This window comes from Alkalibacter mobilis (genome assembly GCF_015594845.1).
Lineage (GTDB): Bacteria > Bacillota > Clostridia > Eubacteriales > Alkalibacteraceae > Alkalibacter > Alkalibacter mobilis.
In genome coordinates this window covers 65,833-82,074 of the sequence record NZ_JADNRK010000001.1, presented here as the reverse complement: position 1 = coordinate 82,074, position 16,242 = coordinate 65,833, and the positions used below count along the sequence as shown (strand labels likewise).

At 41.2% G+C, this 16,242-nt stretch carries 14 protein-coding genes and 1 riboswitch; of the genes, 11 read left to right on the top strand and 3 right to left on the bottom strand.

Features of this window, described 5'->3' with window-relative positions; translation table 11 throughout:
- Window positions 1–39 precede the first annotated feature (39 nt).
- From IWB18_RS00385 to IWB18_RS00350, 8 genes are all read left to right on the top strand, one after another.
- Window positions 40–1,911 carry an ABC transporter ATP-binding protein gene (locus IWB18_RS00385; protein ID WP_195681717.1) on the top strand — a complete coding sequence of 624 codons (1,872 nt, stop codon included), beginning with the start codon at window positions 40–42 and terminating at the stop codon, window positions 1,909–1,911.
- Window positions 1,912–2,054: 143 nt separating this feature from the next.
- The gene (locus tag IWB18_RS00380) at window positions 2,055–3,065 is read left to right on the top strand and encodes a LacI family DNA-binding transcriptional regulator (RefSeq protein WP_195681601.1); all 1,011 of its coding nucleotides are present in this window, start codon (window positions 2,055–2,057) and stop codon (window positions 3,063–3,065) included.
- A 13-nt stretch (window positions 3,066–3,078) separates the two neighbouring features.
- On the top strand, window positions 3,079–4,014 hold the full coding sequence (gene rbsK / locus IWB18_RS00375; protein WP_195681600.1) for a ribokinase: 936 nt from the start codon (window positions 3,079–3,081) through the stop codon (window positions 4,012–4,014).
- A gap of 2 nt (window positions 4,015–4,016) precedes the next feature.
- Window positions 4,017–4,424: a D-ribose pyranase gene (gene rbsD, locus IWB18_RS00370; RefSeq protein WP_195681599.1), complete on the top strand. Its 408-nt coding sequence runs from the start codon at window positions 4,017–4,019 to the stop codon at window positions 4,422–4,424.
- A 48-nt stretch (window positions 4,425–4,472) separates the two neighbouring features.
- On the top strand, window positions 4,473–5,948 hold the full coding sequence (locus IWB18_RS00365; RefSeq protein ID WP_195681716.1) for a sugar ABC transporter ATP-binding protein: 1,476 nt from the start codon (window positions 4,473–4,475) through the stop codon (window positions 5,946–5,948).
- Entirely contained in the window at window positions 5,949–6,917 is a 969-nt protein-coding gene (rbsC, locus tag IWB18_RS00360; RefSeq protein ID WP_195681598.1) for a ribose ABC transporter permease, read from the top strand.
- Between the two features lie 62 nt (window positions 6,918–6,979).
- Window positions 6,980–7,909, top strand: coding sequence for a ribose ABC transporter substrate-binding protein RbsB (rbsB, locus tag IWB18_RS00355; RefSeq protein ID WP_195681715.1), 930 nt, complete (start codon window positions 6,980–6,982; stop codon window positions 7,907–7,909).
- 123 nt (window positions 7,910–8,032) lie between these two features.
- Complete coding sequence (locus IWB18_RS00350; RefSeq protein WP_195681597.1) at window positions 8,033–8,335, top strand: hypothetical protein; 303 nt, start codon at window positions 8,033–8,035, stop codon at window positions 8,333–8,335.
- Between the two features lie 48 nt (window positions 8,336–8,383).
- Here IWB18_RS00350 and IWB18_RS00345 read toward each other — a convergent pair whose 3' ends face one another.
- From IWB18_RS00345 to IWB18_RS00335, 3 genes are all read right to left on the bottom strand, one after another.
- A complete protein-coding gene (locus IWB18_RS00345; protein ID WP_195681596.1) occupies window positions 8,384–8,590 on the bottom strand; it encodes a copper ion binding protein in 207 nt (68 codons plus the stop codon).
- 24 nt (window positions 8,591–8,614) lie between these two features.
- Complete coding sequence (locus IWB18_RS00340; protein WP_195681595.1) at window positions 8,615–11,077, bottom strand: heavy metal translocating P-type ATPase; 2,463 nt, start codon at window positions 11,075–11,077, stop codon at window positions 8,615–8,617.
- A 256-nt stretch (window positions 11,078–11,333) separates the two neighbouring features.
- A riboswitch (cyclic di-GMP riboswitch) is annotated at window positions 11,334–11,417 on the bottom strand.
- Window positions 11,418–11,530: 113 nt separating this feature from the next.
- Window positions 11,531–12,697 (bottom strand): YibE/F family protein, encoded by a 1,167-nt coding sequence (locus tag IWB18_RS00335; RefSeq protein WP_195681594.1) that lies wholly within the window; start codon window positions 12,695–12,697, stop codon window positions 11,531–11,533.
- A gap of 196 nt (window positions 12,698–12,893) precedes the next feature.
- On the opposite strand from IWB18_RS00335, the gene IWB18_RS00330 reads away from it, so the two are divergent.
- The 3 genes from IWB18_RS00330 (at window position 12,894) to IWB18_RS00320 (ending at window position 16,236) form a co-directional block, all read left to right on the top strand.
- Window positions 12,894–14,084, top strand: coding sequence for a cation:proton antiporter (locus IWB18_RS00330; RefSeq protein ID WP_195681593.1), 1,191 nt, complete (start codon window positions 12,894–12,896; stop codon window positions 14,082–14,084).
- 129 nt (window positions 14,085–14,213) lie between these two features.
- Window positions 14,214–15,293: a substrate-binding domain-containing protein gene (locus IWB18_RS00325; RefSeq protein WP_195681592.1), complete on the top strand. Its 1,080-nt coding sequence runs from the start codon at window positions 14,214–14,216 to the stop codon at window positions 15,291–15,293.
- 73 nt (window positions 15,294–15,366) lie between these two features.
- The gene (locus IWB18_RS00320; protein WP_195681591.1) at window positions 15,367–16,236 is read left to right on the top strand and encodes a substrate-binding domain-containing protein; all 870 of its coding nucleotides are present in this window, start codon (window positions 15,367–15,369) and stop codon (window positions 16,234–16,236) included.
- Window positions 16,237–16,242 lie beyond the last annotated feature (6 nt).

Genomic DNA, 16,242 nt, shown 5'->3' with positions numbered 1-16,242 from the left:
TTTGCAAGCAAGGAAAATTCAAGCAACATGAGTTCGCCCATGGGACACGGCCCTGGAAGAAGAATGGGGTTTAATAAACCAAAAGATATGAAAAGCACTTTAAGAAAACTTGGAAAATATCTTTCAAAATACAACGGTCTTTTGATCCTGACTGTAATATTCATCTTGTTGAGTTCGGTATCCATGATCGCCGGTTCGTATTTTCTCAAACCTCTGATAAACAAGTACATAATTCCCGGTGATTTTTCTGGCATGGCTAAGATGCTCCTTTTACTTGCAGCCATATATTCGCTGGGCGCAGGAGCTTCGTTTGCCTATGCAAGGATAATGGTACACATCTCTCAAAGTACGGTTTTTGATTTGAGAAAAGACATGTTTGACAAGATGCAGGGACTGCCACTCAAATTTTTTGACAGCAACACACATGGAGACTTGATGAGCCGATATACCAACGACATAGACACTATTAGTCAGGCTCTGAATAATTCATTGGCAGGTATTATCAGCAGCGTCATAACGTTCACGGGTGTAATTATTATGATGATAGTTCTCAGCCCTTTAATGATATTGGTTACGGCGGTCATGTTGTTTCTTATTTTCTTTTTATCTAAAATCATCGCTAAAAAAAGCAAACATTATTTTTCGATGCAGCAGGCAAAACTGGGATACGTCAACGGATACATCGAAGAGATGATAGAAGGGCAAAAAGACATAAAAGTTTTTTGCTATGAAGAGAAGGCTATCGAAGAGTTCAATTCTAGAAATGAGGAACTTAGAAAGGCGGCAACAAATGCACAAACTTTTGCAGGATTGGTAATGCCGGTTTTGGGGAATATGGCTTATCTCAATTACGCAGTGACCAGTTCAGTGGGAGGGATATTGACCATTTTGGGAATTTTGGATATAGGAACCCTCGTGTCTTATCTTCAATATACAAGGCAAGTATCAATGCCAATAAACCACGTGTCACAGCAAGCCAACATGATTTTAAATGCATTGGCCGGAGCAGAGAGGATATTTGACATAATGGAAAAAAATGACGAAGTTGATAAAGGAAAGATAACTTTGGTAAAAGTTACCGATGAAAAATCCGGATTCGCCTGCGAAACTCAAGAGAATACAGAATGCTGGGCATGGAAAGTAAAGTTGGAATATGTAGAGGAAGATCTGGTTCCGCTAAAGGGTGATGTAAAGCTTGAAAATGTGGACTTTTCATATATCGAAGGGAAACCGGTGCTGAAGAATGTAAGCTTGTTTGCCAAACCAGGTGAAAAGATCGCATTTGTAGGATCCACGGGAGCGGGAAAGACTACCATAACCAACTTGATAAACAGATTCTATGAGATCCAATCGGGCAAGATAACATATGATGGAATCGATGTAAGAGAAATATCAAAGGAATCGTTGAGAAGGTCTTTAGGCATTGTTCTTCAGGACATCCATCTATTTACAGGTACCGTTGCAGACAACATCAGATATGGCAAATTGGATGCCTCTGATGAAGAAGTGGTTCAAGCGGCAAAGCTGGCCAATGCACATGAATTTATCAAGCATCTTCCATACGGCTACGAAACAATGCTTTCAGGGGATGGTGCCAACTTGTCACAAGGCCAAAGACAGCTTATTTCAATAGCCAGGGCAGCTGTAGCAGATCCGCCTGTTTTGATTTTGGATGAAGCCACAAGTTCAATTGACACAAGAACGGAAAAGCTCATAGAAAAAGGAATGGACAAGTTGATGGAAGGAAGGACGGTTTTCGTCATTGCACACAGATTGTCCACAATAAGAAATGCAAAAGCCATTTTGGTTTTAGAGGACGGAAGGATCATAGAAAGGGGATCCCACGAAGATCTTCTGGAACAAAGAGGCAGATATTATCAGTTATATACCGGACAAGCGGAATTGAATTGAGATCGACGAAAGTCGATCTTTTTTTTGAGAGGAGAAGTTTTTAAATATAAACAAAAAATTGAAAGAAGTATGGAAATTATTAAAAATGTGTTGTATAATGAAATTGGTTAAACGTTTAACTTGAATTGGAGTGCGAGGCTGACATGAAAAAAAAATCTGTTACTATCAAAGATATTGCAAAGGAAGCAGGAGTTTCAATAGCTACTGTATCCATGATTTTTAATAACAAAGACAAGAACATATCACAAGGAACCAGGGACAGGGTCATGAATATTGCAAAGTTGCATAACTATATACCCAATTCCATGGCAAGAAGCCTGGTGACAAAAAGAACTAAAACACTGGGATTGATTTTACCTGATATTGTTAATCCATTTTTTCCTGAGATAGCCAGAGGGGCTGAAGACAAAGCTAGAGAATCCGGTTACAGCATTATAATCTGCAACACGGATGACAACTTGGAACAGGAAGACAGATATATTGAAATTCTGACAGAAAAAATGGTGGATGGCATAATATTCACTCATTCTGCAGATAGAAACAACACCAACTCAGGTCTTGAGCGTTGCAGGGTCCCTATAATCCTAATCGATAGGGACTACGATTCAGACAACGTTAAAGGCAAGGTCCTGATAGACAATGGGGAAGCTTCCTATAAAGGAGTGATCCATTTGATAGAAAAGGGTTACAGGAAGATAACATATATAGCAGGATCTTTAAATACTCAGACTGCAAAGGACAGGTTGAAGGGCTACAGGAAGGCACTTGAAGACAATGGCATCGAATTCGAGGAAAAGTACATAAAAGTCGGGGAGTATAGAAGCCTTTGGGGTATGGAAGCAGTAACTTTGCTTTTTGAAGAGGGTGTGGATTTTGATGCTATATTTTGTGGCAATGATCTCATTGCCATTGGTGCAATGAAAAAGCTCAAGGAATTTGGGAAAAGAATACCCGAAGATATCGGGATCATGGGATTTGACGATATCTACATGGCTTCCTTGGTAGAACCGGAACTTACAACTATAAAGCAGCCTAATTATGAAATGGGTCATAAAGCTGCACAAATGCTAATAAGAGCCATCGAGGGCAATGAAAAAAATACGGAGTCAAAAATCATTCTGGAAACTGAACTTGTTGTTAGAAAATCAAGCTGAGAGGAGAAATAAAATGATTACTGTGGTTGGAAGCCTTAACATGGATTTGGTTATCACTGCCCCTACTATCCCAAGGCCGGGAGAAACCGTATTGGGGACATCATTCAAACAGATACCCGGAGGCAAGGGAGCAAATCAGGCAGATGCTGCCGCAAAACTCAAAGCTGACGTAACAATGATAGGAGCGGTAGGCAAAGATTCCATGGGTGAACAATTGAAGAGATCCCTTGAATCAGATGGCGTAGATGTTCAAAGAGTTTTGGAAAAAGACGATTATTCTACTGGTGTAGCTGCGATAATTGTAGAAGAAAAGGGTAACAATGCTATAGCGGTAGCTCCCGGCGCAAATTACGGGTTAACACCCGAAGACATTGAAAATATGGAAGAATGCTTTAAAAAAACCAACGTAATGATCGTACAGCTGGAAACACCTTTGGAAACCGTAAGAAAAGCACTGAAAATGGCAAAGGATTTTGGTGCAATCACGATTTTGAATCCGGCCCCAGCCAGAGAGCTGGACGAGGAGATACTATCCCTGACAGATATCTTAACACCTAATGAGACCGAATTGGAAATACTCAGCGGTTTGCCAACGGATAATCTTGACGACATCCAAATTGCGGCAGAAAAACTTATGGAAAAAGGCGTAAAGGAGATGATAGTAACCCTTGGAGGACAAGGATGCATGCACATTACCAAGGAAAATATAAGTGTGATGCCTGCCTACAAAGTAAAGGTGGTAGATACGACTGCAGCCGGAGACAGTTTTAATGGTGCCATTGGGGTTGCCCTTGATGAAGGGAAAACAATGGAAGAGGCTTTAAAATTTGCCATGAAAGTAGGAGCTATGACAGTTTCGAAAGCTGGAGCTCAAACATCTTTGCCGTACTTGAATGAAGTAGAAAATTTTGATCAGTGGTATGAAAAAATGTCTATATTGGAGGATTGAAAATGAAAAAAAGTTATCTTTTGAATTCGAATATTTCTTCTTTGATATCCAGAATGGGTCACAAGGACAATTTGGCCATATGCGATGCAGGGCTGCCCATACCGGAATGGGTAGAAAGAATCGACTTGGCTGTTTCCAAGGGTGTGCCGCAATTTTTGGATGTCTTAAAAGGAGTTTTGAGTGAACAAAAGGTAGAAGAGGTGATCATGGCTGAAGAGATCAAAGAAAACAGCATCACTCTTCATGACGAGATCCTCAGATTACTTGGTGAATTGGAACCTGAAGTTGAAATAAGATACGTAACACATGAAGAATTCAAGAAAATGACTGAAGGGTCCATGGCGGTGATAAGAACTGGAGAATTCACTCCATATGCAAACGTTATCTTGGTATCTGGAGTGGTATTTTGATATGTGACAGTAATAGGGGGTATAGCTGTGGATGAAAAAATCGTATCCATGAAAAATATAGTAAAGGAATTTTCCGGAGTTAGAGTCCTGGACAATGTGGATTTTAACATATACAAAGGTAAAATCATGGCGCTGGTAGGAGAAAACGGGGCGGGAAAGTCGACATTGATGAAGATTTTGACCGGTGTATATCTCAAGACTTCAGGTGATATTTATCTTGAAGGTAAAGAAGTAAACTTTACAACTACCAAAGAATCTCAAGATATGGGAGTTGCCATAATCCATCAAGAGTTGAACTTGGTTCAAGATCTATCCATAAGTGAGAATATTTTTCTTGGAAGAGAGCCGGTTGGAAAGAGTGGAAAAATCAAGTGGAAACAGCTTTATGATGAATCCAAACAGTGGTTGGATAAACTGGGGCTGAACGAAAGTCCAAAAGAATTGGTGAAAAATCTCAGCGTTGGCAAACAACAACTTATAGAAATCGCAAAAGCATTATCCTTGAATGCAAAAGTTATAATAATGGATGAGCCAACTGGAGCACTGACTATATCAGAAACTGAAAAATTGTTTGAAGTGGTCAACGAACTTAGAAGTCAGGGACACAGCATAGTATATATTTCACACAGATTGAATGAGATTTTTCAAATATGTGACTATGTAACGGTCCTAAGAGACGGAACACTTGTTGGAGAAAAAACTATCGATGAACTGGATGAAGACAAAATCATAGAAATGATGGTGGGAAGAAAATTAAGCGAGCAATATCCACGAGTCAATACTATTCTTGGGCATACGGTCCTTGAAGTAAAGAACCTGTCGAATAAGTTTGTAAAGGATATATCTTTTGAACTCAAAGAAGGAGAAATACTGGGAGTTGCAGGTCTGGTAGGAGCAGGCAGAACGGAAATGGCAAGATCCATTTACGGAGTATATCCTCTGGATAAAGGAGAAATTCTGATGAAGGGCAAACCAGTTGTCATAAAAAGCCCCAAGGATGCTATCAAAGAAGGAATTGCATACGTGTCAGAGGATCGAAAATCCAATGGGATCGTTTTAGGGCTCAATATTGTTGAAAATGTCACACTGGCATCATTGGATCAATATGTGGGCAAAATTGGGAAAATAAATAAAAGTGAAGAAGAAAAGTCTACTGACAGCTACGTAAAAAGCATGTCTATAAAAGCGGCAGGAACCAAGCAATTACTTAAATTTTTAAGTGGCGGCAATCAACAAAAGGTGGCACTTGCCAAAAATTTGAACACAAATCCAAAGATTTTGATTTTGGACGAACCAACCAGAGGAGTGGATGTGGGTGCCAAAAAAGAAATTTATGAACTTATAAACAAATACAAAGAAAGTGGCATGAGCATATTAATGATTTCGTCGGAAATACCTGAGATACTTGGCATCAGCGATCGGGTCATGGTCATGCACGAAGGCATGGTGACCGGGACTTTGGATATAAAAAATGCCGATCAGGAAAAAATCATGAGCTTGGCCGTCGGAAAGGAAGTGAGCTGAATGAAAAAACTATCTTTAAAGGGAAGGGACTGGAAGAGCATACTCTCCCAAAACAAACCTGTTATAGTACTTTTGATCCTGATCGTAGCCATGTCTATCATGAACGACAGGTTTTTGACTTGGTCAAACGCTCTAACGGTACTTAGACAAACTTCCATCAATGCTGTAATAGCCACAGGTCTTACTTTCGCAATTTTGATCGGAGGCATAGACCTTTCCGTTGGATCTGTCTTAGCCATATGTGGAGCCGTTTCAGCAAAGATGGTTGCCTCGGGTATGAACATATTTTTAGTGATTCTTTTGACCTTGATGCTGGGTCTTGGAATGGGAATGGTAAACGGCTTGTTCATAAGTAAAGGAAGGCTGCAGCCCTTTATAGCTACTTTGGGAACCATGACACTTCTTAGAGGGTTCACCCTGGTGTATACCCAAGGCAAACCAATAAGTATTTTTGGATCTGAAACTTCAGCAGTATATTCAAAAATCGGCACAGGTTATTTTCTGGGCATACCCATACCTGTTTACATCATGTTGTTCGTATTTGTGATCGCCTACTACATACTCAGACATATGAAAATAGGCAGATACACTTATGCTTTGGGATCAAATGAAGAAGCAACCATGTATTCGGGGATCAAGACTGATAATGTGAAGATTTTTGTATACGGAATATCAGGGTTTCTGTCGGCGTTGGCTGGAATAATCGTTACTTCCAGATTAGGTTCTGCCCAGCCTACTGCAGGTTCTGGATATGAACTGGATGCAATAGCGGCAGTTGTCATAGGTGGTACCAGTATGGCAGGTGGCATTGGTACTATCTTTGGTACCGCTATAGGTGCTTTGATAATTGGAATTCTTAACAATGCATTGAATCTGCTGCAGGTGTCTTCTTATTATCAAGGGGTGGCAAAAGGCATCGTCATACTGATAGCGGTGCTTTTAGACAGGAAACAAAGAACTTCCAGATAATGAATTTGACCTTTAAGGTTAAAGATAAATTTTAAGGAAAGAGGAGAAGAAAAGTGAAAAAAATGAAAAAAGCATTGGTGTTGTTGTTGGTTCTATTGTTGACTGTCAGTATTTTCGGTTGCGGTGGCAATGGTGACGAAGGAGACAACGGAGACAACGGTGACGGCAACGGTGAAGACACAGCTAAAAAAATCGGTTTGGTAGTATCTACTCTTAACAATCCGTTTTTTGTAGATTTGAGAGACGGAGCTCAAGCGAAAGCTACAGAGTTGGGAGCAGAACTTATAATTCTTGACTCCCAGGATGATGCTGCTACAGAGTTGTCGAATGTTGAAGACTTGATAACGCAGGGCGTGGATCTTATCATGATCAATCCTACAGACTCTGATGCAGTAGGTAGCGCAGTTGCAGCGGCAAATGGAGCAGGTATTCCGGTGGTCACCTTGGATAGATCTGCAAATTCAGGTGAGGTCGAAGCTCACATCGCCTCCGACAATGTAGCAGGTGGAAAGATGGCCGGAGATTTCATAGTAGCGCAACTTGGGGGAACAGGAAAAGTTGTTGAATTAGAAGGCATACCTGGAGCATCGGCAGCGAGAGAAAGAGGCGAAGGATTCAATTCAGCCCTTGAAGGAACTGAAATAGAAGTTGTTGCAAAACAAACAGCTAACTTTGACAGAGCAGAAGGACTTTCAGTTATGGAAAATATTCTGCAGGCTCAAGCTGAAATAGATGCGGTTTTTGCTCATAACGATGAAATGGCTTTGGGAGCATTGGAAGCGATAAAAGCTTCCGGCAGAGAAATATTGGTAGTTGGTTTTGATGCAACTGAAGATGCGGTAACATCAGTTCAAGCAGGTGAAATGGCTGCAACAGTACAACAGTTGCCTAAAGAGATCGGCGGCATGGGAGTAGATACAGCAATGAAGATTCTTGCAGGAGAATCTGTTGACGAGTATATCCCCGTTGAGCTTCAACTTGTAACAGAATAATTAAGTCAGGATCAAAGGCCCTTCTCTATGAAGCGGCCTTTTTTTAGATGCCATTTTCATAAAATCGATTGAAACCTTCGTTTCAAGGTGGTAAACTGAAAGCTGTGAAATAAATAAACTGGAATGGCGGTTGGTATATTGGGTAAATTTTTTCTTATAGGACTTGGTGCGGAATTAGTAGTATTGATTGCCTCATATTTTTTTGGACATAATGAAATTATCTTGTACGGCAGTTTGGCCATAATCGCCATCGCTTCTTTTATGGGAACTGAGGCCATAAAAAGATCAAAGGCGATGGGAACGGAGAATCAAGGGCAAGAATCAAGCAAACTTGAAGTACGACCGCTAGCATATGTGTTGTTTATCATACCTGCAGTTTTGGTGTTTATCTGGTATGCTATTACCTACAGGGCAGTGATTTTTTAAAATCAAAGTAAAAAGGCAGAGGGATTTAATTATTCCTCTGCCTTTTTTTCAATCGACTACGTCGTAACCTTGACCTTCAATTGCATCCTTCAGATTGTCTAAAGTGACACTTGAGTCGTGATCCACTGTAACGGTTTTGCCTTCAAGGTCAACAGCGACCCCAGAAACGCCGTCGATTGCTCCCACAGCAGTCTCAACGGAATTAACGCAATGGGAACATGACATGCCTTCTACTTTAATAACTGTTTTATTCACTTGAATTCCTCCTTCAAAGATAAATTATTTATATGGTTTGAATCTTTTCAATCTCAATGCATTGGTCAAAACAGATACAGAGCTTAGGGACATTGCTGCTGCTGCGAACATCGGATTCAAAAGTGGCCCCCCAAATATGTGGAGTAAACCTGCTGCCAATGGTATTCCGGCAACGTTGTAGCCAAAAGCCCAAAACAGGTTTTGTGTGATGTTTCGAATAGTGCTTTTGCTAAGCTGTATCGCAGTCGGTACATCCATTAAATCACTTCGCATCAAAACGATATCTGCTGATTCCATGGCTACATCGGTACCTGACCCTATAGCTATGCCGATATCAGCTTGAACCAAAGCGGGAGCGTCGTTGATACCATCCCCTACCATTGAAACTCTTTTGCCTTCCGCTTGAAGTTTCTTCACTTCATTGGATTTGTCTTGAGGGAGAACCTCAGCAAGAACTCTGTCAATTCCAACCTGTCTGGCGATGGCCTCGGCTGTTCGTTTGTTGTCGCCTGTTATCATGGCTACCTCTATACCCATTTCATGCAACTTTTTAATGGCTTTTGCGCTGCTTTCCTTGACTACGTCTGCAACAGCAATGATTCCAGCCAGATTGCCGTCAACTGCAATGTACATAGGCGTTTTTCCTTCGCCGGCCAGCCTGTCGGATTCATTTTCCAATGAGGTTAAAGAAATTTTCCGGTCAGTCATAAGTTTTCTATTTCCCACCACAATGGAAGAATTTTCTATTACAACTTCTATGCCATGTCCGGGTATTGCATTGAAATTTGAGGTTTTCAATGCTTTCAAACCATTTGATTCCGCTTGACGCACTATGGCTTCTCCAAGAGGATGTTCAGATCCTTTTTCAGCAGATGCAGTAACTTGAAGCAGCTTTTCTTCATCGATTCCCGTCGTTGTAAAAATATCAGTGACTTCCGGTTTTCCTTCAGTGATCGTACCGGTCTTGTCAAAAACTATCGTGTCTATCTTATGAGCGGTCTCCAAAGCTTCGCCGCCCTTGATGAGTATACCATATTCTGCTCCTTTTCCAGTTCCGACCATGATCGCAGTTGGTGTTGCAAGTCCCAATGCACACGGACATGCGATAACCAGAACCGAGATAAAGATCGTCAGGGCAAATACCAGGGTTTCTCCGGCTAGCAACCATGCTCCGAATGAAAGCAAGGCTATCAAGACTACTGCAGGAACAAAATAACCAGAAACTATGTCCGCCATTTGGGCTATGGGAGCTTTTGAACCTTGAGCATCTTCGACCAGCTTGATTATCTGCGCCAGAGCGGTATCTCCACCGATCTTTGTGGCTTTGAACCTGATAACGCCGTTTTTGTTTATGCTGGCTGCATAGACCTTGTCGCCGGATTTTTTGTCGATGGGTATGCTTTCGCCGGTCAGCATGGATTCATCAATGGCAGTGTAACCTTCTACCACCACACCATCTACCGGGATCTTGGCGCCGGGTTTTACCACCACTATATCACCTGTTTCAACTTCATCTATGGGCACCTCCACCTCCTTGTCGCCTTGAATAATGAGAGCTGTCTTTGGAGCAAGACCCATTAATTTCTTGATGGCGTCAGAGGTTTTGCCTTTTGATATGGATTCAAGGGTTTTTCCAAGCAGGATCAATGTAATTATGACTCCTGCAGTTTCAAAGTAAAGTTCGTGGACAGCATGTGTATTTCCATTAAAGATCCTGTAAGTGGAATACAGGCTGTACAGGATGGCCGATGTGGTGCCAATTGCAATCAGAGAGTCCATGTTGGGGCTTCTCTGTACCAAAGCTTTAAATCCTATCGTGTAAAATTTGTGTCCAGCTATAACCACTGGCAGGGTTAGGAATATTTGAGCTAACGCAAATGCCAATGGATGTGTTGCGGGATCCAAAAATGAAGGTATGGGTAATGTTAAAAAAGGTATCATAGGGCCCATGGCAAGATAAAGCAAAGGTACTGCAAAGACGGCGGAAATGATTAGCTTGGTTTTTAAGGTTCTTATTTCCTTTTCTTTTCGAATTTTATCTTCATCCACTGTGTTTTTTTCTATTTCGAGAGGCTTGTAGCCCAGTTTTTCAATTATTTGTTTGATGCCTGACAACTTTATTATTTGGGGATCATAATCCACCACTGCTTTTTCCGAGGCCAAATTAACGCTGGCACTGGTTATTCCCGGAGTTTTTGAAAGAACTTTTTCTATTCTTTGTGAACAAGCTGCGCAGGTCATTCCTGCAATTGGGATCGTTGCATTTTTCAAAGTTTGATCTTCGATGACTCCATAACCGATTTTTTCGATGGTTTCTTTTATGTTTTCGAGATCGATATCCTGGCCATCGAATTCAACAGTCAGCTTCTCTGTTGCAAAATTTACAGATGCATTTTTAACTCCTTCCAGCTTGCCCACAGATTTTTCTACTCTTTGGGCGCAGGCAGCACAGGTCATGCCACTGATTTTTATATTTTCTTTATCCATGGATAATTTCCTTTCTGTAATTGATTTGTTGGATTCAAAACACGCTGTCAAGTTATATTATATTGTAAACATATAGCAATACAAGGAATTGATACCCAAAAAAATCATATTCAAATATTAGAATATGCTTATGTATAAATTCATTATATGATAAAAGCTTAAATTAAACAACATAAAATGAGAAAAAACATATTAAGGCACCGTCCCGGAGGACGGCACCAACGATAGGGGGGGATGAATTCAAACAAAAAAACCAACCTTAAAGGTCGGTTTCGCTATTAACTCATCAAAGGATAAAGCGTCCAAATAAACCCTTTGAGTCATCGTTCCCTTATAAAAAATCTGAATAGAAGAAGTCAAACTAACCGGTTACTGACGCTGTGACATGGATGGAATATCCTTACGTGTCTACTATATACCCAATAATATTAGGGTCAATCTGATTTATAGCAGTTAATGCAATTTTTTTAGTGCCTTTGTGTAAATAAAGGATGCGAACAGAGAAGTCATCGGGATAGAGAGCAGGATACCCATGCTGCCCACGAGAGCTTGCAGGATTTCTATAACGATCATTTCCCTGTTAAGCAAAAAGATTATGGACGAATCGTAAACCACCAAAAGGAGAACAGTCGACAGTGAACTTCCGATGTAAGCAAGCACCAAAGTGTTGGCCATGGTACCCATAATATCTCTCCCTATGGTCATTCCAGAAGAAAAAAGAGTCCTTGCCGTCGTATTTGGGTTGTGTTCGCGCAGTTCCCAAAGTGAAGATGATATGGACATGGCAACATCCATTATTGCACCCATCGCACCGATTATGATGGCAGCAAAAATAATGGCTCTAAGGTTTATCGGTACATCGGTGGGCAGGTATGCCAGATACAAGGACTCATCTCCGGTCACCCCTGTCAATGCCAGTGCTTTATCCATTATCAAAGTTATGGCTCCGGCAATCAACACACCGCTGAAGCAACCAATTATGGTGGAAAAGGATTTTTTGTTGAACCCGTTCAAAATCAGCAGAGTAGCCAATATCGAGTAAAGGCAAGTCATGATGGCCCAAAGATAAATATTTTTTCCACCAAGAATAGCAGGTATCAGTACGGTAAATACTGCACCGAATGTAAGACTTAAAGACAACAAGGTGCTGAGTCCTTTTTTTCTGCCGAAAGCCAGTAGCGCGAGAACAAAAATTCCGCCTAGTATCATTAGTTTATCAGTGCGGATGTATTCTACAAAATGCCATTCGGAAACGTCAAGTCCTGCATCGATAAGGATCACTTTGTCATCTATGGATACCTCGTTCGTATATATGTACGGTGGAGTGTAGTCAAGATTTTGTACAGCCGTTAAAATTTCGCCTTTTCTATCTCCGGAGATGACTTCTGATTCGAAAGTTACTTGAATGGATTGCGATGTGACACCGTCGTAAGAATAATCTTCCACGGATCTGTCGATTATGGATTTTACGGTAGTTCGGGCAATTTCCATATCAGTTTCGTCTTTGAAAATTTCTGCAGTGCCGGAAACGTACCTGCCGGCAATTGCCAATATAAATATTGAAATCAATACTGTGACGATATATAGTAAATTCGATTTTGAAAGGATGTTTTTTTTCATAAATTGGCCACCTTCTTTTCAAGTATAGATACACATGACAGTTTAGCATAATTATTTTGTAAAATAAACAAGCGCACAATGCGTTAAAAAATTAGCATAAAAATCAAGTTGACAGATGTATTTCAGTTTGATAGTATTCCATATGCCGATTTCCCAACCGGAGATCGGTTTAAATTATTGCCGGGAGGAGATTGAAATGATATCTTACGAATTTTTTTTGGATCTGGCGATTATTCTGATGAGCAGCAAAATATTTGGACTCATCTCTAGAAAGTTTGATCTTCCCCAGGTAGTTGGGGCCCTGTTGGCCGGGGTAATATTTGGCCCGATGATTTTCGGGATCATCGAAGAAAGTGTTCTGTTAAACAATTTTGCGGAACTTGGAGTTATCGTGCTTATGTTTACTGCAGGCATGGAAACAGACATGAACGAAATGAAGAAGACGGGAAAGGCTTCTATGATCATAGCGATTTTTGGAGTGCTAATACCCTTGGCAGGAGGCTTTATAGCCACCGCAGTCTTCAAAGGGAATCTATGGGACATGAACAATACCCAGTTCCTTGAGAATATGTTCATGGGAGTTATTCTGACTGCCACATCAGTTAGTATAAGCGTGGAAACACTGAGAGAAATGGGGAAACTGAAATCACCTGCAGGCACTGCTATTTTGGGTGCGGCCATCATCGATGACATTTTGGGGATCATAATACTTTCGGTGGTCATGTCTTTTAAGACTCCGGAAGTTCAAGTGGTTCAAGTGCTTTTAAGGATAGCTTTGTTTTTCGTATTTGCAATCGTGGTGGGACTTGTTATGAACAGAGCTTTCAAATTTGTCTGCAAGCGTTATGGAAGAAAAAGAAGAGTCCCGATTTTCGGTTTTATTCTTGCCTTGCTACTTAGCTATATAGCAGAACACTATTTTGGAATCGCAGATATTACAGGTGCTTTTTTAGCCGGGATAATCATATCCAACTCAGGTATGGCGAAGTACGTGAACGAAAAAGCTGAGGTCTTGTCATACATGTTGCTGTCTCCCGTGTTCTTTACGAGCATTGGGGTGAAAGTGGCAGTTGAACACATGAGTACACCCATGATAATTTTTTCAGTGATCCTTTTGGTTATCGCCATTTTATCCAAGGTATTAGGCGGAGGATTTGGAGCCAGGCTCATGGGCTATAAAATGCAGGATTCCATCAGGATTGGAGTAGGAATGGTTTCCAGAGGTGAAGTGGCTCTGATCGTAGCCAGCAAGGGTGCGGCAGCGGGTCTCTTGGATCAAAGTCTTTTTGCACCCATAATAATTGTGGTGGTCATTACCACCGTCATCACACCGATCCTGTTGAAAAAGTCGTTTCATCACCGTCATCCTGAGCTGCCTGCAGCGTGACGTTTGAATTGAAGAAATTCCAAATATGCCGATTTCCTCCGGGGAGTCGGTTTTTTGAATCTTTGCTTATCGCCTTTTTATTGCAAATTAAAAAGCTCAATGTCATAATTGAAACTGGAAGGTGATTTTATGGAAAATTGGGAAGTGAATCTGACTATCGGCGAAAAAATATCAGGCAAGCAACTTTTCTTGCTGCTTGAACGAATAGATGAAACCGGATCCATCAACAAGGCGGTGGAAGCGGCAGGCATGTCCTATAGAAGCGGATGGAATCTTTTGAATAATGCCGAGAAATTACTGGATAAAAAACTGATCAACAGACAAAGCGGCGGGAGTACAGGCGGTGGAAGCAGTTTGACCGAAGAAGGGAAAAAACTTTTGGGGTATCTTCAATCCCTTCAGCGGGAAGTTCAGGGTCAACTTAAAAGCCTGATATCCGAAAATGGACCTGAACAAACCGGAAGGTTGATGTTGGCAAGTACGACTGAGCCCATAGTCACCGGGCTTTTAGATGTTTTGGAACAAGCATTTTTTATGGAAACGGGAATTTCGGTTTTTCATATATCTGCAGGTAGCGGCCAGGCACTCGACATGGCTAAGGCAGGTAGGGCGGATGTAGTTTTGACGCATGCTCCAAAACTGGAAGATAGGTTTTTGGCAGAGGGCTGGGGCGTTTTTAAACAGCCTGTCATGAGCAATGAATACGTTTTGGTTGGACCTGATCAAGATCCGGCTTCAGTCAAAAATGCGAAAGACATTATTGAAGCATTCAGGCGCATAGCGGACACCATTTCGAAATTCGTGACCCGGGGAGACTGTTCAGGCACGAATCTCGCGGAGATGGAATTTTGGACAAAAGCGGATATTGATGTCTCTGACAAGTCATGGTATATAAGGGCAAAGGGCATTCTCGGAAATTTCGGCTCCCTGCAGAAGGCTTCTGAAATAAGTGCGTATACATTGGTCGACAAGGCCAGTTACATCACCGGGTATAAAGGAAATAAACTAAAAATTCTTATGTGCGATGATCCGCAAATGATAAATGTTTTTTCCGTTATTCCATTGAGCAGAAATAAAGTTCCCACCAATCAGGAGGATGCCGAAAAGTTTTCAAAATGGCTGGTGGAACAAAAGGCGCAGAGTTTGATCCGTGACTTTGGAAAACAACAGTATGGAAATCCATTGTTTAGACCTTTGGGACGGTCATAGCTGTTGACACCCGCACATTTAAAGTGTTAAAATCGTTATGTAATAAATTTCATAACGATAATGGGGGGTTCCAATGAAAAGGTTTTTATCAATTTTAATGGTGTTTTTGATGCTTGTTACATTTGCAACAGGATGTGGAACGACAGACGGTGACAATGGTGATGCTGGAGACAACGGAGACAACGGAGATGCAGTTGTTGAAGAACCGGGCAGACTCATATTAGTAACTACAACCAGCACATATGATTCAGGTCTATTGGATTATCTGTTGCCGTTCTTTGAAGAGGAACATAATTATGAAGTAGATGTCGTTTCTCTAGGTACAGGTGCAGCTCTTGAACAAGGACAAAATGGAGATGCCGATGTAGCCCTTGTACATGCAAAGGCAACAGAGCTTGAAATGGTGGAAGCAGGTCATTTTGTTGACAGGATAGATGTAATGTACAATGACTTCGTAGTCGTTGGACCTGCAGAAGATCCGGCAGGAGTGAAAGAATCAGCTGACATCAAGGAAGCATTTGCAAAGATTGCTGAAAGCGGTTCCGAGTTTATATCCAGAGGAGACGATTCAGGAACGCACAAGAAAGAGCTTGAATTGTGGACTTTGTCAGAAGTCGCCAATGAAGGTGACTGGTACGTTAATGCAGGCGTAGGTATGGGCGATACTCTTGTAATGGCTGATGAAAAGCTTGGTTATACGTTGACAGACCGTGCAACATATTTGTCCATGGCGGAAACTTTAGAGCTTGAAATAGTTTTCGAAGGTGACGAGAGTTTGTTCAATCAGTATGGTATAATGGCAGTTAATCCTGAAAATTGGCCTGATGTCAATTATGACGGAGCAAAATTGCTTATAGAGTTTATGGGTTCAGAAGAGGGGCAAAATTTAATATCCGAATTTAAACCGTATGGAGACACACTATTTTTTCCCAACGCTGAATAGAAAGGA

What these genes read in the sequence shown, in the direction of transcription:
- IWB18_RS00385 (WP_195681717.1), top strand. Translation starts at nt 40, where the DNA reads ATGGGACACGGCCCTGGAAGAAGAATGGGGTTTAATAAACCAAAAGAT.
- rbsB (WP_195681715.1), top strand. Translation starts at nt 6,980, where the DNA reads ATGAAAAAAGCATTGGTGTTGTTGTTGGTTCTATTGTTGACTGTCAGT.
- rbsK (WP_195681600.1), top strand. Translation starts at nt 3,079, where the DNA reads ATGATTACTGTGGTTGGAAGCCTTAACATGGATTTGGTTATCACTGCC.
- IWB18_RS00330 (WP_195681593.1), top strand. Translation starts at nt 12,894, where the DNA reads ATGATATCTTACGAATTTTTTTTGGATCTGGCGATTATTCTGATGAGC.
- IWB18_RS00325 (WP_195681592.1), top strand. Translation starts at nt 14,214, where the DNA reads ATGGAAAATTGGGAAGTGAATCTGACTATCGGCGAAAAAATATCAGGC.
- IWB18_RS00365 (WP_195681716.1), top strand. Translation starts at nt 4,473, where the DNA reads ATGAAAAATATAGTAAAGGAATTTTCCGGAGTTAGAGTCCTGGACAAT.
- IWB18_RS00380 (WP_195681601.1), top strand. Translation starts at nt 2,055, where the DNA reads ATGAAAAAAAAATCTGTTACTATCAAAGATATTGCAAAGGAAGCAGGA.
- IWB18_RS00320 (WP_195681591.1), top strand. Translation starts at nt 15,367, where the DNA reads ATGAAAAGGTTTTTATCAATTTTAATGGTGTTTTTGATGCTTGTTACA.
- IWB18_RS00350 (WP_195681597.1), top strand. Translation starts at nt 8,033, where the DNA reads ATGGCGGTTGGTATATTGGGTAAATTTTTTCTTATAGGACTTGGTGCG.
- rbsC (WP_195681598.1), top strand. Translation starts at nt 5,949, where the DNA reads ATGAAAAAACTATCTTTAAAGGGAAGGGACTGGAAGAGCATACTCTCC.
- IWB18_RS00335 (WP_195681594.1), bottom strand. Translation starts at nt 12,697, where the DNA reads ATGAAAAAAAACATCCTTTCAAAATCGAATTTACTATATATCGTCACA.
- rbsD (WP_195681599.1), top strand. Translation starts at nt 4,017, where the DNA reads ATGAAAAAAAGTTATCTTTTGAATTCGAATATTTCTTCTTTGATATCC.
- IWB18_RS00340 (WP_195681595.1), bottom strand. Translation starts at nt 11,077, where the DNA reads ATGGATAAAGAAAATATAAAAATCAGTGGCATGACCTGTGCTGCCTGC.